Source organism: Acinetobacter sp. CWB-G5 (genome assembly GCF_019209785.1).
Classification (GTDB): domain Bacteria; phylum Pseudomonadota; class Gammaproteobacteria; order Pseudomonadales; family Moraxellaceae; genus Acinetobacter; species Acinetobacter johnsonii.
The window spans coordinates 77274-101729 of the sequence record NZ_JAHUTF010000008.1 but is presented as its reverse complement, the minus strand read 5'-3'; the positions used below and the strand labels follow the sequence as shown (position 1 = coordinate 101729).

The following is a 24456-nucleotide window of genomic DNA, read 5'->3' as shown; positions in this document are numbered from 1 at the left end:
TTTTACCGAACTTAGCTTTTGGGTATATAGCAAATTGTAATCAATTTTTATAGTAAGAATTTTTGTTGATTGCTATGGATGCAAATTTTGCGGATTTTACTGTATTGAGCAAAATAGCAAGGTCCATCTAGTCTGCAAGCATAACCAAACAGAACCGCACTAATAATTTGGTAAAAAATCATAACAGAAAGTTCATGTTTTTCTGATAGTATTTCTGCCGATTGATTCATGTTCATAACAGAAATAAATTAAGGCGTTAAAATGCTACAACTCTCTGATCTAAAAATAGCAGTGATTGGTTTAGGCTATGTTGGTTTGCCATTGGCAGTCGAATTTGGTAAAAAAGTACCGGTTGTTGGGTTTGACATCCATACAACACGGATTGAAGAATTAAAAATTGGTCAAGACCATACTTTGGAAGTTTCACCAGAAGAACTAAGTCAAGCAACAAACTTAACTTATAGCGCAAATTTAGAAGACTTAAAAAGTTGTAACTTTTTTATTGTGACTGTCCCGACCCCTGTTGATGATGTAAATCGCCCAGATCTGATGCCTTTAAAGAAAGCGAGCGAAACATTAGGCAAGGTGATAAAAAAAGGCGATATTGTTGTCTATGAGTCAACCGTTTATCCTGGCGCTACAGAAGAAGTATGTATTCCTGTGCTTGAGAAAATCTCAGGCCTAAAATTCAATCAGGATTTCTTTGCGGGTTATAGTCCTGAACGTATTAACCCTGGTGATAAAGTAAATACCTTAACCAAAATTAAGAAAATTACCAGCGGCAGCACGCCTGAAGTCGCAGATAAAGTAGATGCAGTCTATGCCAGTATCATTACTGCGGGTACACATAAAGCTTCAAGTATCAAGGTTGCAGAAGCAGCTAAAGTAATTGAAAACACCCAGCGCGATTTAAATATTGCCTTAGTGAATGAACTCTCGGTGATTTTTGATCGTTTAGGTATTGATACCATTGACGTACTTGAGGCCGCTGGCAGTAAGTGGAATTTCCTACCATTCCGCCCTGGTTTGGTTGGTGGCCATTGTATTGGTGTCGATCCTTACTATCTAACCCATAAAGCAGAAGAGGTCGGTTATCACCCACAAGTGATTTTGGCGGGCCGTCGCATTAATGACAATATGGCACGTTATGTGGCACGTAATACCATCAAGCGTATGTTACAAAATGGTATTGATGTCCCTCGTGCAAAAGTAGGTGTACTTGGCGTTACCTTTAAAGAAAACTGTCCAGATATCCGTAACAGTAAGGTTGCGGACTTAATTAAAGAGTTTGAAGCTTGGGGGGTGCAAGTGGTCGTTGCAGATCCATGGGCAGATGCTGAAGAAGTGAAAGGCGAATATGGTATTGAGTTAGGGCAGGTCAATGCTGAGCATCCAGTCGATGCACTGGTGATTGCTGTTGGGCATAATGAATTCCGTAGCTTGCCTGCAGCCGAGTTAAAAAGCTATGTGCGTAGTAATAAGCCAGTTCTTGCAGATGTCAAAGGTTTATTCGATCGTACAACTCTGGCTGAACAAGGTTTTACAGTATTCCGTCTCTAATTTAAAAATTGAAAAGAAGTGAAACGATGAAAAAATTTGCTCTTATTGGTGCGGCTGGATATATCGCACCACGCCATCTTAAAGCGATCAAAGAAACGGGTAATACTTTAGCTGTTGCCATGGATGTAAATGACTCTGTCGGGATTATGGACAGTCATTTTCCTGAAGCGGAATTCTTTACTGAGTTTGAAGAATTTGAGGCCTATGTAGAAGACCAAAAATTAAAAGGAGAAAAGCTGGATTACGTTGCAATCTGCTCACCGAACTATTTACATGCGCCGCACATGAAGTATGCGTTGAAAAATGGCATTGAAGTGATTTGTGAAAAACCATTGGTACTGAGTTCAGAAGATTTAAACATGCTTTCTGAATATGAAAAACAATATGGTGCCAAGGTAAACTCAATATTACAGTTACGTTTACATCCGTCTATTATTGCCCTCCGCGATAAAGTTCAGGCTGCACCAACAGATAAAGTATTTGATGTTGATCTCACTTATTTAACTTCTCGCGGTAAATGGTATTTAAAGTCGTGGAAAGGCGTGGACAACAAATCTGGCGGTGTAGCAACTAATATTGGTGTACATTTCTACGATATGTTGCATTTTATTTTTGGAAAAATCGTTAAAAATGAAGTGCATTTCCGTGATGAAAAAACCTCTTCTGGTTATTTAGAATATGAGCGTGCACGTGTGCGTTGGTTCTTGTCTATTGACGCGAATAACCTTCCGGACAATGCGGTACAAGGTGAAAAACTAACTTACCGTAGTATTACGATTGAAAATGAAGAATTAGAATTTTCAGGCGGTTTCACAGATTTACATACGCAGAGTTATCAACGTATTTTGGAAGGCAAAGGTTACGGTGTGGAAGAAAACCGAGCAGCAATTGAAACAGTGGAAGTCATTCGTGTTTCTCCTATTGTTGAAAACCCAGAAAATCCACATCCATTATTGGCAAAGGTGAAAAAAGCATGAGCTTTTATCAACATGAAACAGCGATTGTTGATCAAGGTGCGCAAATAGGAAGCGATTCACGAGTTTGGCATTTTGTTCACGTATGTGGCGGTGCCAAAATCGGTCAAGGCGTATCTTTAGGACAAAACGTATTCGTTGGCAATAAAGTCGTTATTGGCGATCATTGTAAAGTTCAAAATAACGTGTCGGTATACGATAACGTGACCTTGGAAGAAGGTGTTTTTTGTGGACCAAGTATGGTTTTCACCAATGTGTATAACCCACGCTCTTTAATTGAACGCAAAGACCAATATCGTAATACATTGGTTAAAAAAGGTGCCACACTAGGTGCAAACTGTACGATTGTTTGTGGTGTGACGATTGGTGAATACTCGTTTGTTGGTGCAGGTGCGGTAATTAATAAAGACGTACCGGCATATGCATTGATGGTGGGTGTTCCAGCAAAACAAATTGGTTGGATGAGTGAGTTCGGTGAACAGTTAGATTTACCTTTAACCGGTAACGCAGAATCTGTGTGTTCACATACAGGTGCGATATACCGATTGTCTGGTAGCACTGTAATCAAAGAACAGGCATAAAAATGATTGAATTTATTGACTTAAAAGCTCAGCAAGCTCGTTTAAAAGATAAGATTGAAGCAGGTATTCAAAATGTATTAACCCATGGTCAATACATTTTAGGTCCTGAGGTAAAAGAGTTAGAAGAAAAACTTGCTGCTTATGTAGGTGCAAAATACTGTATTACATGTGCAAATGGCACCGATGCCTTGCAAATTGCCCAAATGGCGTTTGGTATCGGTCCGGGTGATGAAGTGATTACGCCCGGATTTACCTATATTGCAACAGCTGAAACAGTTGCAATATTGGGTGCGACTCCCGTATATGTCGATGTCAATCCAAATACATATAACTTGGACGTTGAGCAATTAGAGGCAACGATTACACCACGTACTAAAGCGATTATTCCTGTTAGTCTATATGGTCAATGCGCTGATTTTGATGCAATCAATGCAATTGCAGCGAAGTATAATATTCCTGTTATTGAAGATGCAGCGCAAAGTTTTGGTGCAACCTATAAAGGTCGTAAAAGTTGTAATTTGACTACTGTGGCTTGTACGAGTTTCTTCCCAAGTAAACCTTTGGGTTGCTATGGGGACGGTGGTGCGATTTTTACCAATGATGATGAGCTAGCGAAAGTGATTCGCCAAATTGCACGACATGGTCAAGACCGACGCTATCATCACATTCGTGTAGGTATGAATAGTCGTTTGGATACATTGCAAGCTGCGATTCTTTTGCCAAAACTTGAAATTTTGGATGAAGAAATGCAAGCGCGTCAGCATGTTGCGGAAACCTATACCAAACTATTTAATGACGCGGGTGTTAATACTACACCATGTATAGAAGCACATAATCAGAGTGCATGGGCGCAATATACCATTCAAGTTGAAAGCCGTGATAATGTGCAAGCGAAGTTAAAAGAGCAGGGTATACCAACAGCTGTACATTATCCAATTCCATTGAATAAGCAGCCAGCAGTTGCCAATGCGAATGTAAGTTTACCTGTTGGTGATGCAATTGCTGAGCGTGTGATGAGTTTGCCAATGCATCCTTACTTGACTGCAGAAGCTCAAGAAAAGATTGTTGCGGCACTTTTGAGTAAATAGTTGTGAAAAGCCTTCTTGATAAAGTTAATGCAAAGTTAAATGCACAAGGGGGCTTTTTAAAAGCAGTATCTGTCTTGGTTGGAGGAACTGCTTTTGCTCAGTTAATTGGTTTTTTGTGTTTACCCATATTAACGCGTTTATATACACCAGAAGACTATTCAGTTTTAGGTGTGTATGTTGCAATAGTGGCTATTTTAGCTGTAATTTCATGCTTAAGATTTGATATAGCCATCCCTATTCCAGAAAATGAAAATGATGGAAAGGCTTTATTGCTCTTGTCTTTTTTGAGTAATACAATTTTTAGCATAATTCTTTATGTAGTACTTTTTATAAGTTATCCATACATCCAGCATTATAAAATAATAGATCAGCTATCTTTTTGGATTTGGTTAATTCCACTTGGTGTATTTGTATCAGGGTTTTATTCTGCTCTACAGTTTTGGGCAACACGACATAAACGATTTAAAGATATTGCTAAGACTCGTATGACACAAGCTATATCTGGAAATACTGCAAGTTTAGCTGGTGGTATGTTTTCTGTTGGGTTTGGTGGATTGATTATTGGACAACTTTTAAATTTCTCTGGTGGGCTATTTAAGTTAGCTGTGAGTGCTAAAAAGGATTTAGCTATTGTTAAAAGCAGCCCATTAGAAGCTACATTTGTAAAATATAGCAATTTCCCCAAGTATTCTACTTTTGAAGCATTTGCTAATACAAGTTCAATTCAATTGCCATTAATAATTATTGCTTCACTATTAATTGGACCAGAAGTTGGGCTTTTGATGATGGCTATGCGGATACTTGCTATGCCAATGGGATTGATTGGTGGAGCCGTATCACAAGTATACTTAGCTGAAGCTCCCAAAAAATATAAATTAAATCAATTAAAAGTTTACACGCAGAACATATTAATAAAATTAATTAATATAAGTTCTTTAATTATAGGTGGTGGGCTGATTATTTCAGTGATAATTCCTTTTGTATTGGGTGAAAATTGGGCTAGAACAGGTGAGTTAATATTTATTATGATTCCATGGTTTGTTATGCAATTTATTGCATCACCTATATCTATGGTAATGCATATAAAAAACCAACAGAAAATAATGTTGTATTTAACAGTTTTTGGCTTAATTGTTAAGTTGACAAGTATCTTATTTGCGTACTTTTTTTTAAAAAAATATATGGTTGAAGCCTATATATATTCTAGTTTTGTTTTTTATTGCGTTTGTTTTTTTGTGTTTGGGTCATATGTAGGATTGAAGTTAAAAGATTATTTTAAAATAATAAAAGCTACTCATTTTCTAATGCTTTCTATTATTTTATATGCGTTATATGGAGCTTGGTTTTTAACATGAAAAAAATATTGATATTCTTGCTCAAAACTTTTGTATGTATTTTTTATGATAAAAAATATATACAAGGAAGATACTTTGATAATGCATTTCAAGGCTATAAGATTGCATTAAGATCAATTTGGTCAAAAAACATACTTAGGTTGGGTGTGCCTCATAGATTCCCTACATCATTGAATTGTCATGTTTCAAATAGTGATAATATTATTTTTGATCCAGATGATATTAATAATTTTCAATCGCCTGGAACGTATTATCAAAACTTTAAAGCAAAGATTTATATTGGTAAGGGATCGTACATTGGCCCTAATGTCGGCATTATTACAGCTAATCATATTATTGGTGATCTTGATAATCATGAAGACGGAAAGGATGTAATAATTGGAGAAAAATGTTGGCTTGGAATGAATTGTGTGATTTTGCCAGGAGTTGAGTTAGGTGATAATACAATTGTTGCGGCTGGTGCTGTAGTAAATCAGAGCTTTAAAGAAGGTAATCTTATTTTAGGTGGAACACCAGCGCGTATCTTGAAAAGATTTGAATTATGAGAAAAACATTAAAGTCAAATTTAGGTTTAATAAATTTAAGTACAATTTTAATACTAATGATGTTTTTATCATTTTTAAAAATTGTTAATATGGAATATTTAAATATATTGGGTGATTTTTTACTACTATCATCTCTTGTTGTTATTTTTTTGGTAGTTTTAATTAATCATAAGTTTTTTTTAACAGTAGATAAAAAATTATTTTTTTCACTATTACCAATTTTTATCATTTCTCTAATTTACTTTATCAATGTTTTTGTTACAGCAAATCCCTTAGTTTCACTCCAAAGATCTATATTGATCTTCTTTATTGCGTTCGCAATATGCTTTTTTTATAAAATTGGGCTAATTGATTATAAAGGTATTTTAAAAAACAAACTATACTATTTGCTTTTAATGGTCTTAATATTAATCTTAAGTTCATATTTTGTTAATCCTGGATTTAGTTCGTACCAGTCTATTTTCCTAAATCCAAATGCATTTGGAATGTATGCGGCATTACTTTTTTTAAGTCTAATTTATTTAAGTGGTAAAAATGTAAAGTCATTGATTTTCTTTTTGGGATTTTTTTTTATATTTATTAGTTCTTCAAGAAGTTCGCTACTTGCATATTTATCATCTATATTTTTTATAATTTTTGGTTCATATTTTTATAGTAATAGACGGTTATATGTTTTCATTATTACTTTTTTTATAATTTTGGCGGTAGCTATAGTTTATTTTATGGCTTACTTAGACTTAACAAATTATAATGAATTATTTAGATTGTATTCTGGTAAAAATTTACTTTCTGGTCGAAATGAGGTTTGGCCTTTTGTTTTGAATCTAACCCAGCAACATCCTTACTTTGGTTGGGGTGGCGGTGTTAGTTTGGATGATGTAAGTTCATTTAAATTTTCTAGTCATAATTTTTATTTACATACAGCTTTGCAAATTGGCTACTTTAGTATTATTTTGATATTTATTTTTTATATACTATTTTGGCTGTTTATTTGGAAAGGTAAAGGAAATAAAGATATTTACTATGCAAATGGATTATTTATTTATTTAATTTTAATTCAAAATTTTGAGGTTACATTGTTGCAAAATAACTTAGCAATGAGTGTTCCTATTTTTTGTTTAATTTCATATATTGTTGGTGTTAACTCATCAAATAGAGAAGGTTCGAAATTATAATGAATATGATTTTTCATTGCCCATTTGTTATGGATTATAATGCTACTTCTGCAAGTGGCATTAGGCCACTTAAAATGTTGGATGCTTTCCGAAGTCTGGGTTTTGAAGTGGATGTGGTTGCTGGGAACAGCTCAGAACGAAAAAAAACTATAAAAGATATTAAAAGGAAAATTAATTCTGGGACAATTTATGATTTTGCCTACTCAGAAAGCTCAACAATGCCTACAGCATTAACTGATAAGCATCACCTACCATTATGTCCATTTCTTGATTTTAGTTTTTTCCAATTTTTAAAAAATAAAAATATTAAAATTGGTCTTTTCTACAGAGATATCTATTGGATGTTTGATGATTATGGAAATAATTTACCTTGGTATAAGAAACAATTAGCTTTGTTTTTTTACCGATTAGATTTGAAGATGTACAACAACCTGCTAGATAAACTTTATTTACCATCTTTAAAAATGGGAGATTATATAAATATTTTCAATAAAAGTATTATTGATAATTTGCCACCAGCACACTCTACTTCAAATTATATGGTCAAGAATAATTATTATAAAAAATTAAATCTATTATATATTGGAGGGATGGGTGTTGATTATAGAATGCACAAGCTTTTTGAAGCAGTAAAATTACTTCCAAATGTTTGCCTGACTCTTTGTACTAGAGAATCTGATTGGAATAATGTAAAAAATGAATATGGTTTAATTTCTGAAAATATTAATATTGTACATAAAAGTGGTAATGAGCTTGGAGATTTGTATAACAACGCTCACATAGCTGTTTTATTTGTGGAACCAAAGGATTATCGTGAGTTTGCTGTACCTTTTAAATTATATGAGTACATTGGACGAAACAAACCTATAATTTGTACGTCAACAACTTTAGTTGGTGATTTTGTAGCTAATCATAATGTTGGTTGGGTACTTAATTATGATGTTAATGAATTAGTTAATTTATTGTCTAATATATCTAAAGCTGATTATGATCAAAAAGTTGAGCAAGTTTGCGAGTTGAAAATACATGAAACATGGGAAAGCAGAGCAAAAAAAGTATGTACTGACTTAGGCGTGATTTTGTGAAAGTTATTTTATTATCGAGTACTAATAGTATTCATACAATACAGTGGGTTAATCATCTATGTAAATTAGGTCTTGATGTGGAAGTCATTTCTCAGCATCCTATAGCCGATAATTTTCCTAAAGATGTGAAAGTCCATGTTTTACCCTTTTCTGGTTTTTTAGGTTATTTTCTTAATGTTTTTGCTTTAAAAAAACTGTTAAAAGAATTTAAACCAGATATTTTAAATATTCATTATGCTAGTGGTTATGGTACGACTGCACGTTTAGCAAACTTTCATCCCTATGTACTTTCCGTTTGGGGAAGTGATGTTTTTGAATTTCCTTACCGTTCTTTTTTTCATAAAAAACTACTACAAAAAAATCTTAAAAGTGCAGATGTTATAGCATCTACTAGCCTAAGCATGGCTAAACAGACACAACTCTTTGTTGATCATAAAGAAATTGAAATTACACCTTTTGGTGTAGATCTAGAAAAATTTAACCCTAGTGGTTGTGATAAAAATACGAATGTTCAAACGATTTGTATTGGTACGGTCAAAACGCTTAAACATGTATACGGTATAGATGTCTTATTAAAAGCTTTATCTATCGTATATAAAGATACAAAAAATGAGTTTCCTGAAGTTTCTAACCAATTAAATTTTAGAATAGTTGGTGGTGGGACAGATATGGATGAACTTAAAAAGCTTGCTGTCGAATTGGGAATAGATCATTTAACACATTTTACTGGATCTGTGGCTCATGAAGACGTTCCAAGTGAATTAAATCGATTAGATATATATGTTGCACTAAGTCGGCAAGAAAGCTTTGGTGTTGCTGTGGTTGAAGCTCAAGCTATGGGTATTCCTGTAGTTGTCTCAAATGTAGGTGGCTTACCTGAAGTTGTGCAAAATGGAAAAACAGGTTTTATTGTCGATAGTGAAAATCCGCAACAAGCAGCAAATGCTATTAAAACACTGATTTTAGATACTGAGCTGAGACGATCAATGTCTATAGAAGCTAAACAATTTGCACATTCGAATTTTTCATGGCAATCGTGTGCAAAAAAAATGTCAGATGTTTATCAAAAAACATTAAAAATTTTTAAAGTAAGGTAATTAATATGAAAATTCTTACAGTGATTGGTGCACGTCCTCAATTTATTAAAGCGAGTGTAGTATCAGCTGCGATTGAAAAAACAGCGGGTTTGTCTGAAGAGATTATTCATACCGGTCAGCATTTTGATGCAAACATGTCTAATATTTTCTTTGACCAACTAGGTATTCCAAAACCACATTACCAGTTAGATATTAATAGCGGCAGCCACGGCTCAATGACTGGTCGCATGCTAGAAGCGATTGAAAAAATTTGCTTAGAGTCAAAACCAGATCGTTTAATGGTATATGGTGATACTAATTCAACATTAGCAGGCGCATTAGCAGCATCTAAATTACATATTCCTGTTGCACATATTGAAGCGGGTTTACGTAGTTTTAATATGCGTATGCCTGAAGAAATCAACCGTATTTTAACAGACCAAGTTAGTGATATTTTATTCTGCCCAACAGAAACTGCCGTCAAGAATTTAAAAAATGAAGGTTTTGATCAAAAGCCAATTCAGGTTTTAAATGTCGGTGATGTGATGCAAGACTCATCTATGTTTTTTGCTGAGCGTGCAGTAAAAGGTGAAGCACTTAAAGTTGTACCTGAAAATAATTTTATTGTAGCGACATTACATCGTGCAGAAAATACCGATGATCCTGTGCGTCTAAAAGCAATTGTGGATGCACTGAATTATATTCATAACAATATTTTACCAGTCGTGCTTCCATTACACCCACGGACGCAGAAAGTTGTGAAATCTTTAGGACTGCAATTGGAAATGTTGGTGCTTGAACCTGTGGGATATTTAGAAATGATCTGGTTATTAAAGCATTGTAATGCAGTGGTTTCTGATAGTGGTGGTGTTCAAAAAGAAGCTTTCTTCTTTAAAAAACCATGTATTACCATGCGTGACCAAACTGAATGGGTTGAATTGATCGAGCACGGTGTCAATGTTTTAGCTGGTGCAGATACTCAAAAAATTATTGATTTCGCACAAGCCATGTTAAATAAAAATATTGAGGATCCTTTAAATCTATACGGCGGCGGTAAAGCATCGCAAAATATAGCCAATGTATTAGCAGGTATATAATTTAAGATGAGTCAGAAGAAAACCATTTGGATAATCAATCAATACTCTTCAACACCAGAAACAGGTGTTGGGGGCAGACATTATTATTTTGCAAAGTCTTTAGCACAATTAGGATATGAGGTTTACTTAGTTGGTGCAGCATTTACACACCTACTGAGAGAACCACCTGTTCTTGAAAATAATTTTAAAGTTGAGCCAATTGCAGAAAACTTTAATTTTGTATGGGTGAAAATGCCAACGTATGCTGAAGCACATAGTAAAAAAAGGATTGCTAATTGGTTTTCTTTTGCGTGGAAAATTACAAACCTGAAAAATATTTTGCCTAAACCTGATGTGATTTTATATTCATCTCCAAGTTTAGTGGGATATTTGGGAGCAGAAAAATTAGCACGTGATTTATCTGTGCCATTGGCATTTGAGGTCCGTGACATTTGGCCATTAACTTTATGTGAGTTGGGTGGATATTCTGAAAACCATCCATTTATACGGTTATTACAATGGATTGAGGACCGTGCTTATAAGAATTCAGATTTTGTTTTATCAAATTTAAAAAAATCTTATGAACATATGCAATCTAGAGGAATGAAGCCTGAAAAGTTTGCATGGGTACCTAATGGTTTCTTAAAAGAAGAAGTTGAGAATGCTCAACCATTAGAGCAATCTACTTTAGATCAACTACCTAAAGATAAATTTATTGTGGGTTATGCTGGTACATTAGGGATTGCGAATGCTTTAGATTCTTTTATACGAGCAGCAAATGAGTTAAAGGTATATTCGGAAATTGCATTTGTACTTGTGGGTAATGGGAAGTTAAAACAAAGTCTACAGCAGCAAGTAGAAGAATTAGGTTTGACCAATGTTTACTTTGTCGATGCTATCCCAAAAAGACAAGTTCAAAGTTTACTAAAAGTCTTTAATGTTTGTTATATCGGCTTAACGAAAGATCCGCTTTTTAGATTTGGTGTTTCTCCTAATAAGCTTTTTGATTATTTATATGCAGGTAAGCCAGTTTTATATGCAATTGATTCTGGTCCTTATACACCTGTTGCTGATTCTCAAGCAGGCATTCAAATTGAGCCTGAAAATGTTGCTGATATTGTTGAGGGCGTACTTAAACTTTATAATTTGAGCTCTGAAGAACGAGCTATTATGGGGAGTAATGGGCATCAGGAAGCAGTTCAATCCTACGAATATGGAAGTTTAACTAAAAAATTGGCTTCAATATTGTTTAAGGAATAATTGTGAAAAGACTGTTAGATATCATTATCGCCACTATTGCACTTATTCTTCTTTCCCCTTTATATGCATTCGTAGCTTATAAAGTGAAAAAAAACTTAGGCTCTCCTGTTTTGTTTCGTCAAGTTCGTCCCGGGCTCAATGGTAAGCCATTTGAAATGATTAAGTTTCGCACCATGAAAGATGCAGTGGATGCCCTAGGCAATCCATTGCCCGACAGTGAACGCTTGACGCCATTTGGTAAAATGCTGCGTTCAACCAGTTTGGATGAAATGCCTGAGCTTTGGAACGTGATTAAAGGTGATATGAGTGTTGTTGGCCCACGCCCATTACTTATGGAATATCTGCCTTTATATAATGAAGAGCAAGCTAAGCGTCATAACGTGCGCCCCGGCATGACAGGTCATGCACAAGTGAATGGCCGCAATGCTATTGGTTGGGAAGAAAAATTCAAATTAGATACATGGTATGTCGAAAACCAATCAACTGTATTGGACTTTAAAATCATGCTGAAGACAGTTCAGAAAGTGATGGCGAAGGATGATATCAGTGCAGAAGGTGAAGCGACCATGACAAAGTTCACGGGGACTAAACCAGAGCAAGGTCATGACTGAAACGCTGTATGCGATTTATGGCGCTTCTGGTTGTGGTCGTAGCCTGATGCCTGTTGCACGAGAGCATTTAGCGCGTACAGGTATTCAGGCTGACATCTATTTTATAGATGACAGTTTAACTGAACAAACGTTAGTGAATGGACATCTGGCGATTAGCTACGCAATGTTCAAAGCACTAAATGCCTCTCGGAAATCAGTTTTAATTGCGATCGCAAATAGCCAAGTACGTGAAAAATTAGCAAATAAACTTGAACAAGATGAAATTGAACTTTGGTCAGTTCAAGCGAATACTACTATTATTATGGATGAGGCTATTATTGCCGCAGGCGCAGCATTAAGTCCATTTGTGACGGTGACTTCGAATATTCAAATTGGTAAATGTTTCCATGCAAATTTGTACAGTTATGTAGAACATGATTGCATCATTGGTGACTATGTTACATTTGCACCAGGTGTAAAATGCAATGGCAATATACACATTGAAGATCATGCCTATATTGGTACTGGTGCTGTGATCAAACAAGGTACACCAGACAAACCATTAGTGATTGGTAAAGGTGCTGTGGTTGGTATGGGTGCAGTAGTGACCAAAAGTGTTCCCGCAGGTGTTACCGTCGTGGGTAATCCAGCCCGAATCTTAGAGAAAAAATAAAGATTTTTGTAAGAATTTAACTAGGAAATAAATATGTTAAACACTGCATTTGAACCATGGCCAAGCTTTACGCAAGAAGAAGCAGATGCTGTATCTAAAGTACTGTTGTCGAATAAGGTAAACTATTGGACGGGTCAAGAATGCCATAAATTTGAAAAAGAATTCGCAACATTTGCAGGAACACAATATGCAGTGGCTTTAGCAAATGGGACAGTAGCGCTTGATGTTGCATTAAAGGCTTTAAATATTGGTGCCGGTGATGATGTTATTGTTACTTCGCGGACATTTTTAGCCTCTGCCAGCTCAATTGTGACTGCTGGCGCTAATCCTATATTCGCAGATGTTGAGTTGGATTCACAAAATATTTCGGCTCGGACTATTGAAGCGGTACTTACGCCAAATACTAAAGCGATTATTTGTGTCCATTTGGCAGGTTGGATGTGTGATATGGATCCAATCATGCAACTTGCAGCGGAGCGTGGTTTGTATGTGATTGAAGATTGTGCGCAAGCACATGGCGCACAATATAAGGGCAAACCTGCGGGTTCTATTGGGCATATTGCTGCCTGGTCTTTCTGCCAAGATAAAATTATGACTACTGGCGGTGAAGGCGGTATGGTCACCACCAATGATGAAGCGTTGTGGAAAAAAATGTGGTCTTATAAAGATCATGGTAAAAACTTTGACAGTATTTATAACAAGCAGCATCCACCAGGTTTTCGTTGGCTACATGACTCTTTTGGTACCAACTGGCGTATGATGGAAATGCAAGCGGTCATTGGTCGTATTCAATTGAAAAAAATGACTGACTGGACTGAAATTCGTAATCAAAATATGCAGCGCATTTATTCAGCATTTGAAAAGGCCCCATATATAACCGTTTTTCAGCCTTCGAATGATTATATACATGCCGCTTATAAGTGTTATGTTCAAGTAAATGTAGATCAATTACCAAAAGGGTGGTCTCGTGATCGTATTATGAATGAAATTGCTGAATTAGGTGTTCCTTGCTTTAGTGGTTCTTGTTCAGAAGTGTATTTAGAGCATGCTTTTGACAATACGCCTTGGCGCCCTACTCAACGACTTCAGAACGCACAAAAACTAGGTGAAAATAGTTTAATGTTTTTAGTTCATCCAACTTTGAGTGAAGATAGTATTAATCAAACTATTTCTGCTATTGAACAAGTACTTACTAGAATTTAAATGCTCTGATGTAAAGTGAATGCTTCGCTTTTGCATTCACTTTACATTTTTACATTTGTTTGTGGGTAGCAAATAACTTAAAAACACATTTAGTTTACTTATATAAATAGCATAGAGAAGACTCACCCTGTGAAATCAGTCATTCTGCCTTTGGTTACATCGCCACGATATGCCAAACAATTATTTTTAATCCTTTTGGATTTTTTAGTTTTTCCTGTCTTGATTTGGTTGAGCTACGCATTACGTGAATTTAACCTAGGGGCAGAAGTTGTTCCTAATATCTCATTTGGATCACTCTGGGTAAGTGTTTTAGCAATCACTATGTTATTGATTTGTGGAACATATCATTTTATTGTTCGTACATTCAATGAGGTGTTCTTTACACGCTTAGCAATTGCAACAGGGTTAACCGTTCTTGGACTTTTTGGGCTGGCATATTGTACAGAGGCTTTTATTCCGACATCAATTCCTTTGATGTTTGGTTTCTTTATGTTTTCCTGGATTTGGTTCAGCCGTGGTGCTATTCGATTTATTGTGCGAGCATGTTTGCAAACGGATATTCCAAAAAGAAAAATCGTGATTTATGGGGCTGGATATGCAGGCCAACAAATTGCAGCAATGTTGAATCGTTCTGATGAGCATTTTCCTTTATTTTTTATTGATGATGAACAGTCATTATCAGGGCAAATTATTGGTGGTTTAAAAGTTTATAATGCTGAACATGCGCTTAAACGTCTGGAAAGAGAAACAGTTGATGAAATTCTCATTGCTTTACCATCTGTAGGGCGTACGCGCAAAAGTGAAATTATTCAATTTCTTGAACCTGCACATATTAAAATTACCGAAATTCCTGGCCTTACCAAGCTTGTAGATGGCGACATTAAAGTCTCAGACATCCGAGAAGTAGACATTATTGATTTACTTGGACGTGACCCTGTTCCGCCGATCCCTGAATTATTGGCCAAAAATATTCAACATAAAGTAGTGATGGTCACAGGGGCAGGTGGTTCTATTGGTTCAGAACTTTGTCGACAAATTATTAAGAACAATCCGCAGAAATTAGTTATTTATGAGCTTAGTGAATTTGCACTGTATAGTATTGATAAAGAGTTACGTCTTAAGTCACAAGTAGAAATTATTCCGATTTTAGGAACAGTCCTCGACGAAGCTAAACTTGAGCGTGTGATTGAGCAGTATAATGTACAAACTGTATACCATGCAGCGGCTTATAAGCATGTTCCATTGGTCGAGTGTAATCCCATTGCGGGACTAAAAAATAACTCTATTGGTACAGCCTTTAGTGTGAATGCGGCGATTAAAAGAGGTGTAGAGACTTTTGTACTGATTTCAACAGATAAAGCTGTGCGTCCGACCAATGTAATGGGAGCGTCTAAGCGAATGGCTGAGCTGTACTGTCAAGCGATGGCAGAAGCACAGCAGCAAACTCAAATTAGTATTGTCCGTTTTGGGAATGTATTAGGTTCTTCAGGCTCAGTTGTTCCACTGTTCAAGCAACAGATAGCAAAAGGTGGCCCAATTACGGTGACTCACCCTGAAGTGACTCGTTACTTTATGACGATTCCTGAAGCATCACAGTTAGTCATTCAGGCTGGTGCTTTGGGTACGGGGGGGGATGTTTTCTTGTTGGATATGGGTGAGCCTGTTCGTATTCAAGATTTAGCACGTCAAATGATCGCGTTGAGTGGCTTAAAAATGCGTGAAGAAGGGTCGGATATTGGCGACATTGCCATTGAATACTCTGGATTACGTCCAGGCGAAAAGTTGTATGAAGAGTTGCTAATTGATCATGAAGATACACAGTTAACTGAGCATAGTCGAATCTTACGTTCATTTGAAAAGCATTTCTCTTTAGATGAATTATTGCCGATTTTCGAACGCATTTATGGCTTAACTGCAATTGATCAAGACATTGACTGGGCACTTACTCAGTTAGAACATTATGTTGATGGCTATCACCGAAGTCGAGAAGTTAAGGTAAACTAAGCTTTAATGGCTTAATGAGCACAAATTTTTGGATCAGTGATGACAATTAAAAAGGCAATTCTTCCTGTAGCAGGTCTAGGTACCCGCTTTCTACCTGCAAGTAAATCTATTCCAAAGGAAATGGTGACTGTTGTTGACCGCCCAGCGATTGAGTACGTTGTAAAAGAGGCTGTTGCGGCGGGTATTGAGCAGATCATTTTAGTCACGCATTCATCTAAAGCATCGATTGAAAACTATTTTGATCGTAACTTTGAGCTTGAAACAACGCTCGAGCAGAAGCAAAAATTTGATTTACTCAAAGAGATTAAGGATATTCTGCCCGCACATGTCAGCGTAGTCAGTGTGCGCCAGCCGCAACCCTTAGGACTTGGACATGCAGTTTTATGTGCAAAGTCGATTGTGGGAAATGATGATTTTGCTGTGCTGTTACCTGATGTTCTAGTTAAAGATGCTGATCTAACTAATGATTTGAGCTTAATGATTCAGCGTTTCAATGAAACACATGCTTCACAAATTATGGTTGAAGCGGTGCCTGACCATTTGGTTGATCAGTATGGTATTGTTGATGTAGCTTCTGTACCCAATGAAGGTCAAAGTATAGTGATGCAAGGTATTGTTGAAAAACCAGCAGTGGGTTCAGCACCGTCTAATTTATCCGTGGTCGGACGCTATATTTTGCCCGCTGAGATTATGCAACTTTTGGAACAAACACCGAAAGGTGCAGGTAACGAAATTCAATTAACCGATGCAATTGCCATGCTACAACAGACCAATACGGTTGAAGCCTATCGTATGAAAGGTCAAACTTTTGATTGTGGTAGTAAACTGGGTTATTTAAAAGCCGTTTTACATTATGGGGTTGATCACCCGACTTTGGGTGAGGCATTTAAAGCGCTTATCCAAGAGCTTTAATGATCAGCGGGAAACTCTTATGAAAGTTGCAGTATTTGGACAAACCCTGTATTCAGGTGTTATGGCGGCATTGCTAGCTGAATGTGGACATCAGGTCTTTTGGTGCGATATCTTAAAAAGGTCGGCTTCAGAGCAAGCCTATACCCAAGATGATGCTGTGATCAATCTACTCCATAAGCAAGAAAAAAGTGGATTTCTGCAATACTGCAATTTTAATGCGATTCCTCTCGATATCGATGCTTACTTTTTTAGTCTGAGTCCGACAGAAGAATCACAAGGCATTGAAATTTTAAAAGAACTCAAACAGCGGCCTATTATTCATCCTAAATTGATGATCAATGCCTCGACTTTAGGGTTACATGGCACTGAAAAATTTGAAAAAATATTATCGGACGATGATTGGGTGTATTTGCCTGACGTAATCCAAGAAGGTAATGCTTTACAAAGCCTAGTGCAGGCAAAACAACTGACAGTGGGCTGTTCAAGTGAAACGAGTCAAATTAAAATTCGAGAGTTACTTCGCCCTTTATTTCCAAGAGAACAACAATATTTGTTTATGCCCGTTTTAGATGCCGAGTTTACTAAACTTAGTGTTTCAGGCATGTTGGCAACCCGCATCAGTTATATTAACGATTTAGCTGTGGTGGCTGAAAAGCTAGGTATCGATATTGAGCATGTACGTCAAGGCTTGGCGGCGGATAGTCGAATCGGGGCTTCATATCTTTATCCAGGTGCTGGCTTTGGCGGTGAAAATTTCTCTCATGATGTCTTAACATTGGCAAATACTGTTTCGGGGACTGGAGCGAAGAGCCAATTATTGGCACAAGTTTGGGATATCAATGAGCAGCAAAAAGAAATTCTCTTTCGTAAATTATGGAATTATTATCATGGGGATTTGGCGGGTAAGGTGATTGCGATTTGGGGTGCATCATTTAAAGAAAACACGTCTCGCATTCAGCAATCTCCAATTCATGCCATGTTAAAAGCGCTTTGGGCACAAAATATGGTGGTCAAATTGCATGATCCTCAGGCATTGGCCGAAATTGAAAAACATTATGGGCATCGAGAAGATTTGATTTACTGTACCGATCAATATGAAGCAGTTGAGGGAGCACATGCTTTGTGCTTATTAACCGCTTGGAAGCAGTATTGGAGCCCTAATTATTCAGAACTACTCAAAAAAATGCAGCACCCACTGATTCTAGATGGTCGCAATATTTATGATCCATGCTATGTCAAAGCCCAAGGCTTTGCCTATCAGGGAGTAGGGCGATGAAGCATCAAAATAAACCATATCCCGTTGAAGATATTAATACAGCCATTGCCCGACTGCAGGGCTTGAAAGATCATTTTGAACAGCATCATCTGAATGATCTTTTTGCAGATGATTCGACTCGTTTTGAGCAGCTCTCTGTCGTATTAGAGCCGATTATTTTTGATTTTAGTAAACATCGTATTGACCGAAGTGTAGTTGATTCTTTAGTACAGTGGGCGCAAACACGAGATTTAACCAACTGGATTAAAAACTTATTCTCAAGTACAGCAATTAACTATACTGAACAGCGCTCAGCCATGCATTGGGCTTTACGTTTACCAAAATGTGATCAACAGCATCAGGCTATTGCTGATCAGGTTCATGAACAATTGCAAAAAATGTATGGATTGGTCAACAAAATTCACGAGGGCCAATACCGTGGCGCGACTGGTGAAGTGATTCAAGATGTAGTCAATATTGGTGTGGGGGGGTCTGACTTAGGGCCGCTGATGGTCAGCCATGCTTTATCTGATTTTAAAAAATCGACACAAAAGCCTTTAAATCTGCATTTTGTTTCAACAATAGATGGAAGTCAGCTTTCAGAACTTCTGCATAAGCTTCGTCCAGAAACCACATTATTTATTATCTCGTCAAAGTCATTTGGTACGATTGATACACTCTCCAATGCTCAAACGGTACGTCAGTGGCTTGAAAAAGCATTAGGTCAAGAGGCCCAAACCTTAAAGCATCATTTTATTGGCGTATCGACCAAGCCTGAAAAAATGACTGCTTGGGGGATCGCGCCAGAGAATCAATTTTTATTGTGGGATTGGGTGGGTGGTCGTTATTCTCTGTGGTCATGTATTGGACTTCCAATTGCTTTAACTATTGGAGTGAATGGATTTAAGCAGTTTTTAGCGGGTGCTTATACCATTGACCAGCATTTTCAAAATGCCCCTTTTGAGCAGAATATTCCTGTCTTGATGGGGCTTTTAGGGGCTTGGAATAATAATTTCTTAGACATTCAAACCCATGCTGTTTTACCGTATGACGGTCGCCTCAAGTACTTTGCATCCTATCTACAGCAGCTTGAGATGGAATCGAATGGTAAGTCGATCCAACGCAATGGTGAAAAAGTTGAATGGGATACCTGTCCGATTGTGTGGGGCGAGGTGGGACCGAATGCGCAGCATGCATTTTATCAGCTGTTGCATCAAGGAACACATTCGGTGAGTTGTGACTTCATTGCACCAATACAACGTTATAACGCAAATCAGTTTACCTATGTGGATAATGCTGAGGCATTGATTGAACAGCATCATTTGGCACTGTCAAATTGTTTAGCACAGTCACGTTTATTGGCATTTGGAAATCAAGCGCTAGATCAGAGCGAATTAGCCTCGTTGCCTGAATATAAAAAATATGAGGGTAACCAGCCTAGTACAACTATTTTAATGCAGGAGCTCAATCCTTATAGCTTAGGTATGCTCATCGCGATGTATGAACATAAAGTATTTGTACAATCCGTACTTTGGAATATTAACCCTTTCGATCAATGGGGTGTTGAAAAGGGCAAGGAAATTGCCAATCAGTTACTGCCCATTTTAAATGGTCATCAACAAGATCTATCTACATTAGATGTTTCGACTCAGGGTTTATTAAAAATCTTATTAGGAAAAATAGATGGCTAATATTTTAGTGACTGGTGGGGCGGGTTATATCGGTTCACATACCTGTGTTGAACTCCTTGAAGCTGGACATGATGTGATTGTGCTCGATAACCTTTCTAATAGCTCGGAAGAGTCGTTAAAACGTGTTCAGGAGTTAACTGGAAAAACGCTTAAGTTTATTCAGGGCGATATTCGTAATCAAAGTGATTTAGATCAAGCTTTTTCTTCCAATCGCATTGATGCAGTGATTCATTTTGCAGGGTTAAAAGCAGTAGGTGAAAGCCAGCAAATACCACTGACTTATTTTGATCATAATATTTCAGGTTCAATCCAGTTAGTGCAAGCGATGGAGCGTGCACACGTTTTTAACTTGGTGTTCAGTTCATCTGCAACTGTTTATGGAGAAGAAAACTCACCGCCATATCAAGAAAATATGGTTTTGGGGATGCCAAACAACAATTACGGCTATACCAAATTGATTGTAGAACAGTTATTAGAAAAACTGTCAAAGGCAAATGATGAGTGGTCAATTGCCTTGTTGCGCTATTTTAATCCTGTGGGTGCACATAAAAGCGCTCAAATTGGTGAAGATCCTCAAGGAATTCCAAACAATTTAATGCCTTATTTGACACAGGTTGCAGTGGGATGCAGAGAAAAACTGTCTATTTTTGGACAAGATTACCCAACTGATGATGGAACCTGTGAAAGAGACTTTATTCATGTGGTTGATTTGGCAAAGGCGCATGTTTTAGCTGTTGAAAATAGACTGAATCATAAAGGTTGTCGTGCGTGGAATATTGGGACAGGCATTCCAATTTCAGTATTAAAAATTAAAGAGACTTTTGAAAAAGTGAATGGCGTTATCGTTAATTCCGAGTTTGTTGAGCGAAGAGCTGGTGATTTAGCATGCTTCTATGCAGATGCTTCAAGAGCCAATCGAGAATTAAACTGGACACCTGAATTGACATTAGAAGATATGTTAGCAGACAGTTGGAATTGGCAAAAGCAGAATCCCACAGGCTACAAAGCATAATTTTCTATAAGATTTTTCCGCACAATAAAATAGGCACTTAAGGTGCCTATTTTTATATTTAAAACCGAGAAATTAATTTTGAATCAACCGAGTCAATTCATCAACATAGTCTTGCATCGGCTTTGGATGTTGGTCTAAACGAGTTTCAATATTTAAACGTAATAGGGGCTCTGTGTTTGAAGCACGTACGTTAAAGCGCCAAGCACCAAAATCTAAACTTACGCCATCTGTGTGGTCAATACTTGGATTTTGATCTGCGAAATGGTCAAAAAGCTTTTGAATTGTGACTTGTGTATCCGCAACTTTGAAATTGATTTCCCCTGAGCAAGGAAATTTTTTGATCATTTCTTCAACCAATGAGGACAAAGATTGTCCCGTTTCAGACAGTACGGAAACAACCAACAACCATGGAATCATTCCACTATCGCAATAAGAAAAATCGCGGAAATAATGGTGTGCAGACATTTCGCCGCCATAAACGGCGTTGTGCTCACGCATGGTGTCTTTAATAAAGGAATGCCCTGATTTCGACTGAATAGGGATACCTTGATATTTCTCTACAACATCAAAAGTATTCCAAATCAGACGTGGGTCATGGACAATTTTTTCGCCTGATTGTTTCAGTAAGAAGGCTTGTGCTAAAAGCCCGACAATATAATAACCTTCAATGAACTGTCCTTTTTCATCAAACAGGAAACAGCGGTCGAAGTCACCATCCCATGCAATACCCATATCTGCGTGATGTTCAAGTACAGCATGGCGTGTGCTATCACGATTTTCAACTAAAATTGGGTTGGGAATGCCATTGGGGAAATGACCATCGGCTTCATGGTGAATTTTAATAAATTCAACAGGGATATTTAGGGCTTTAAATTTTTCTTCGATCGCATCAATGACATGACCTGCGGCGCCATTTCCTGCATTTACGACCAATTTTAATGGGCGGATTTTTGCAGGATTAATATACCCCATAAGGTGTTCAATAAACTCAGGTAGAATATTATATGGTGTGGTTGAGCCTTTTTGCGTGACTTCTGTAAATGCCCCCGATTCTGCTAAGGCTTGGATTTCTGCCAGACCACTATCTGCACCAATAGGGCGCGCTTGTTCTCGAACCAATTTCATCCCATTGTAATCCATGGGGTTGTGGCTCGCCGTAATCTCAATACCGCCTTGAACATCGAGATGAAATGCACCAAAGTAAACCTCTTCTGTACCTGTCATACCAAGATCAAGGACATCCACCCCAGCATCATTTAAGCCCTGAATAGTGGCTTGTTTGAGACTTTCACTGGTCAGACGGATATCGCAACCGATAACTACAGTTTTGGGTTGATAAATTTGTCCATAGGCACGGCCAATTTTATAGGCAATTTCTTCATTTAGCTCTGTCCCGAGCTTGCCACGAATATCATAGGCTTTAAAGCAGGTAAGTTGCGACATATGCAATTCTCTATTTAGATAAAGAATAAAGGCTGGATATCCAGCCTTTATTTAAATAATTATTCTACAGTGACCGATTTAGCGAGGTTTCGAGGTTGGTCGACATCCGTGCCACGAAGGACTGCAACATGATAAGACAGCAGTTGTACAGGTACGCTATAAACAATTGGAGCCAATATTGGGCTAATGCTTGGTACATAAACCACATGCTGACGGTCTTTGGCTTTAATGCCACTATTTTCATCGGCAAAGACAAAGAGTTCACCACCACGAGCTTGAACCTCTTCCATATTCGATTTGAGTTTATCGAGCATATCATCTTTCGGTGCGAGAATGACCACAGGCATGTCATTGTCGACTAAAGCGAGCGGACCATGTTTAAGTTCACCTGCGGCATAGCCTTCAGCATGGATATATGAAATCTCTTTGAGTTTTAACGCCCCTTCAAGTGCAATCGGGAAATTCGTGCCACGACCTAAGAATAAGCAGTGCTGCTTCTCTACGAAAAGTTCAGACAAACGTAAAATTTCAGGGTCATTACGTAAGGTATCTAAAATTACTTTAGGGGTATGCCAAAGTTCAGCCGTAATCTCAGCCACATGCTGTACAGAAATGCTTTTCTTAACTGTACCGATTTTTAGGACCAATAACATCAGTGCTGCAAGCTGCGTGGTAAACGCCTTGGTCGATGCTACACCAATTTCAGGACCCGCCAGTGTAAGCAAACTATGATTGGTCTCACGTACCATAGACGATGTTGCGACATTACAAATAGTCATGGTGGTGATATCAGCACCTTTTGCTGCAGCACGTTTTTGGGTATCACGCAGTGCGGCTAAAGTATCAGCGGTTTCACCAGATTGTGAAATGCAGACATAAAGTGTGTGATTGACAATTACAGGGCTGCGATAGCGGAATTCGCTCGCAATTTCTACTTGGCACGGTAAATCAATCAGTTGTTCAAACCAATATTTGGCAATCATCCCTGCATGGTAGCTGGTCCCACAGGCAATGATTTGGATTTGCTGAATTTTTTGGAAATCCGCGACTGCATTGGCAAGAAAGTCTTCACGCAGTGCATTGCCATCTAGAGCTTGAGAAATGGTTTGTTGAATCGCTTCGGGTTGCTCATAAATTTCTTTGAGCATGTAATGTTTATATTCACCTTTAGATGCATTGCTGACGGCAGCATCTAATTCTTTGATTGGGCGCTCGACCCGTTGACCAGCGACAAAAACTTCAATGCTATTGCGGGTTAAACGAGCAATATCACCTTCTTCAAGGTAAATAAAACGATTGGTAATAGGCAGTAAAGCCAATTGATCTGAACTGATAAAGTTTTCGCCAATACCGACGCCAATGACCAAAGGTGAACCTTCACGCACGGTAATCAGTTCATCTGGATGGTCGGTATGTACGATACCCAGTGCATAAGCCCCTTTAAGCTGAGGCACAACTTGTTGCACAGCTTCCAGCAAGCTTGGGGTAGACTTTAAAGCATCTTTAACCAAGTGAGCGACCACTTCAGTATCGGTCTGTGAGGTAAATACATAGCCTAAAGCTTCAAGATCGTCTTTGAGTTCTTGATAGTTTTCAATAATGCCGTTATGGACTACAGCAACATCGCCTGAAATGTGCGGATGTGCATTATCTTCAGTGGGTTTGCCATGGGTTGCCCAACGTGTATGTGCAATACCTAGAGAACCTAGAATACCTGATTGATTAACGGCTTCTTCTAGATTGGATACTTTACCGACACGTCTTTCGCGTAAAACTTGGCCTTGATTGACCAGCGCTAAACCCGCAGAGTCATAGCCACGATATTCAAGACGCTTTAAACCTTCAATTAAAATATTGGTAATACTACGTTCTGCAACGCCACCGACAATACCGCACAT

General features: G+C 37.6%; 21 protein-coding genes. 19 read left to right on the top strand and 2 right to left on the bottom strand.

The window, feature by feature from the left end; translation table 11 throughout:
• Positions 1-261: 261 nt before the first annotated feature.
• From KVY11_RS12850 to galE, 19 genes are all read left to right on the top strand, one after another.
• On the top strand, positions 262-1560 hold the full coding sequence (locus KVY11_RS12850; RefSeq protein ID WP_218289171.1) for a nucleotide sugar dehydrogenase: 1299 nt from the start codon (positions 262-264) through the stop codon (positions 1558-1560).
• A gap of 26 nt (positions 1561-1586) precedes the next feature.
• The gene (locus KVY11_RS12845; protein WP_218289170.1) at positions 1587-2537 is read left to right on the top strand and encodes a Gfo/Idh/MocA family protein; all 951 of its coding nucleotides are present in this window, start codon (positions 1587-1589) and stop codon (positions 2535-2537) included.
• Positions 2534-3115 carry a UDP-2-acetamido-3-amino-2,3-dideoxy-D-glucuronate N-acetyltransferase gene (gene wbpD, locus KVY11_RS12840; RefSeq protein ID WP_218289169.1) on the top strand — a complete coding sequence of 194 codons (582 nt, stop codon included), beginning with the start codon at positions 2534-2536 and terminating at the stop codon, positions 3113-3115. The genes KVY11_RS12845 and wbpD overlap by 4 nt, the downstream gene beginning before the upstream one ends.
• Positions 3116-3117: 2 nt before the next feature.
• Entirely contained in the window at positions 3118-4203 is a 1086-nt protein-coding gene (locus tag KVY11_RS12835) for a DegT/DnrJ/EryC1/StrS aminotransferase family protein (RefSeq protein ID WP_218289168.1), read from the top strand.
• Between the two features lie 2 nt (positions 4204-4205).
• Positions 4206-5558 carry an oligosaccharide flippase family protein gene (locus KVY11_RS12830; RefSeq protein ID WP_218289167.1) on the top strand — a complete coding sequence of 451 codons (1353 nt, stop codon included), beginning with the start codon at positions 4206-4208 and terminating at the stop codon, positions 5556-5558.
• Entirely contained in the window at positions 5555-6103 is a 549-nt protein-coding gene (locus tag KVY11_RS12825; RefSeq protein WP_218289166.1) for an acyltransferase, read from the top strand. Before KVY11_RS12830 ends, KVY11_RS12825 begins: the two co-directional genes overlap by 4 nt.
• Positions 6100-7278, top strand: a complete 1179-nt coding sequence (locus KVY11_RS12820; RefSeq protein WP_218289165.1) for an O-antigen ligase family protein — start codon at positions 6100-6102, stop codon at positions 7276-7278. Before KVY11_RS12825 ends, KVY11_RS12820 begins: the two co-directional genes overlap by 4 nt.
• On the top strand, positions 7278-8363 hold the full coding sequence (locus tag KVY11_RS12815) for a hypothetical protein (RefSeq protein WP_218289164.1): 1086 nt from the start codon (positions 7278-7280) through the stop codon (positions 8361-8363). The genes KVY11_RS12820 and KVY11_RS12815 overlap by 1 nt, the downstream gene beginning before the upstream one ends.
• Entirely contained in the window at positions 8360-9460 is a 1101-nt protein-coding gene (locus tag KVY11_RS12810; protein WP_218289163.1) for a glycosyltransferase, read from the top strand. Before KVY11_RS12815 ends, KVY11_RS12810 begins: the two co-directional genes overlap by 4 nt.
• Positions 9461-9465: 5 nt before the next feature.
• Positions 9466-10536 (top strand): non-hydrolyzing UDP-N-acetylglucosamine 2-epimerase, encoded by a 1071-nt coding sequence (gene wecB, locus KVY11_RS12805; RefSeq protein WP_256350765.1) that lies wholly within the window; start codon positions 9466-9468, stop codon positions 10534-10536.
• Between the two features lie 6 nt (positions 10537-10542).
• Positions 10543-11775 carry a glycosyltransferase family 4 protein gene (locus KVY11_RS12800; RefSeq protein WP_218289162.1) on the top strand — a complete coding sequence of 411 codons (1233 nt, stop codon included), beginning with the start codon at positions 10543-10545 and terminating at the stop codon, positions 11773-11775.
• Positions 11775-12386: a sugar transferase gene (locus KVY11_RS12795; RefSeq protein ID WP_371315992.1), complete on the top strand. Its 612-nt coding sequence runs from the start codon at positions 11775-11777 to the stop codon at positions 12384-12386. The genes KVY11_RS12800 and KVY11_RS12795 overlap by 1 nt, the downstream gene beginning before the upstream one ends.
• Positions 12379-13038, top strand: a complete 660-nt coding sequence (locus tag KVY11_RS12790; protein ID WP_218289161.1) for an acetyltransferase — start codon at positions 12379-12381, stop codon at positions 13036-13038. Before KVY11_RS12795 ends, KVY11_RS12790 begins: the two co-directional genes overlap by 8 nt.
• A 33-nt stretch (positions 13039-13071) precedes the next feature.
• The gene (locus KVY11_RS12785) at positions 13072-14241 is read left to right on the top strand and encodes a DegT/DnrJ/EryC1/StrS aminotransferase family protein (RefSeq protein ID WP_218289160.1); all 1170 of its coding nucleotides are present in this window, start codon (positions 13072-13074) and stop codon (positions 14239-14241) included.
• Between the two features lie 129 nt (positions 14242-14370).
• Positions 14371-16245 carry a nucleoside-diphosphate sugar epimerase/dehydratase gene (locus KVY11_RS12780; RefSeq protein WP_218289159.1) on the top strand — a complete coding sequence of 625 codons (1875 nt, stop codon included), beginning with the start codon at positions 14371-14373 and terminating at the stop codon, positions 16243-16245.
• Between the two features lie 39 nt (positions 16246-16284).
• A complete protein-coding gene (gene galU / locus KVY11_RS12775) occupies positions 16285-17157 on the top strand; it encodes a UTP--glucose-1-phosphate uridylyltransferase GalU (protein ID WP_218289158.1) in 873 nt (290 codons plus the stop codon).
• A gap of 19 nt (positions 17158-17176) precedes the next feature.
• The gene (locus tag KVY11_RS12770) at positions 17177-18433 is read left to right on the top strand and encodes a nucleotide sugar dehydrogenase (RefSeq protein ID WP_168159550.1); all 1257 of its coding nucleotides are present in this window, start codon (positions 17177-17179) and stop codon (positions 18431-18433) included.
• Complete coding sequence (gene pgi / locus KVY11_RS12765) at positions 18430-20103, top strand: glucose-6-phosphate isomerase (protein WP_218289157.1); 1674 nt, start codon at positions 18430-18432, stop codon at positions 20101-20103. The genes KVY11_RS12770 and pgi overlap by 4 nt, the downstream gene beginning before the upstream one ends.
• A complete protein-coding gene (gene galE, locus KVY11_RS12760) occupies positions 20096-21115 on the top strand; it encodes a UDP-glucose 4-epimerase GalE (RefSeq protein ID WP_218289156.1) in 1020 nt (339 codons plus the stop codon). The genes pgi and galE overlap by 8 nt, the downstream gene beginning before the upstream one ends.
• A 72-nt stretch (positions 21116-21187) precedes the next feature.
• On the opposite strand, the gene KVY11_RS12755 is transcribed toward galE, so the two are convergent.
• Both KVY11_RS12755 and glmS read right to left on the bottom strand, forming a co-directional pair.
• Complete coding sequence (locus KVY11_RS12755) at positions 21188-22558, bottom strand: phosphomannomutase CpsG (protein WP_218289155.1); 1371 nt, start codon at positions 22556-22558, stop codon at positions 21188-21190.
• A gap of 59 nt (positions 22559-22617) precedes the next feature.
• Positions 22618-24456, bottom strand: coding sequence for a glutamine--fructose-6-phosphate transaminase (isomerizing) (gene glmS, locus KVY11_RS12750; protein ID WP_159126964.1), 1839 nt, complete (start codon positions 24454-24456; stop codon positions 22618-22620).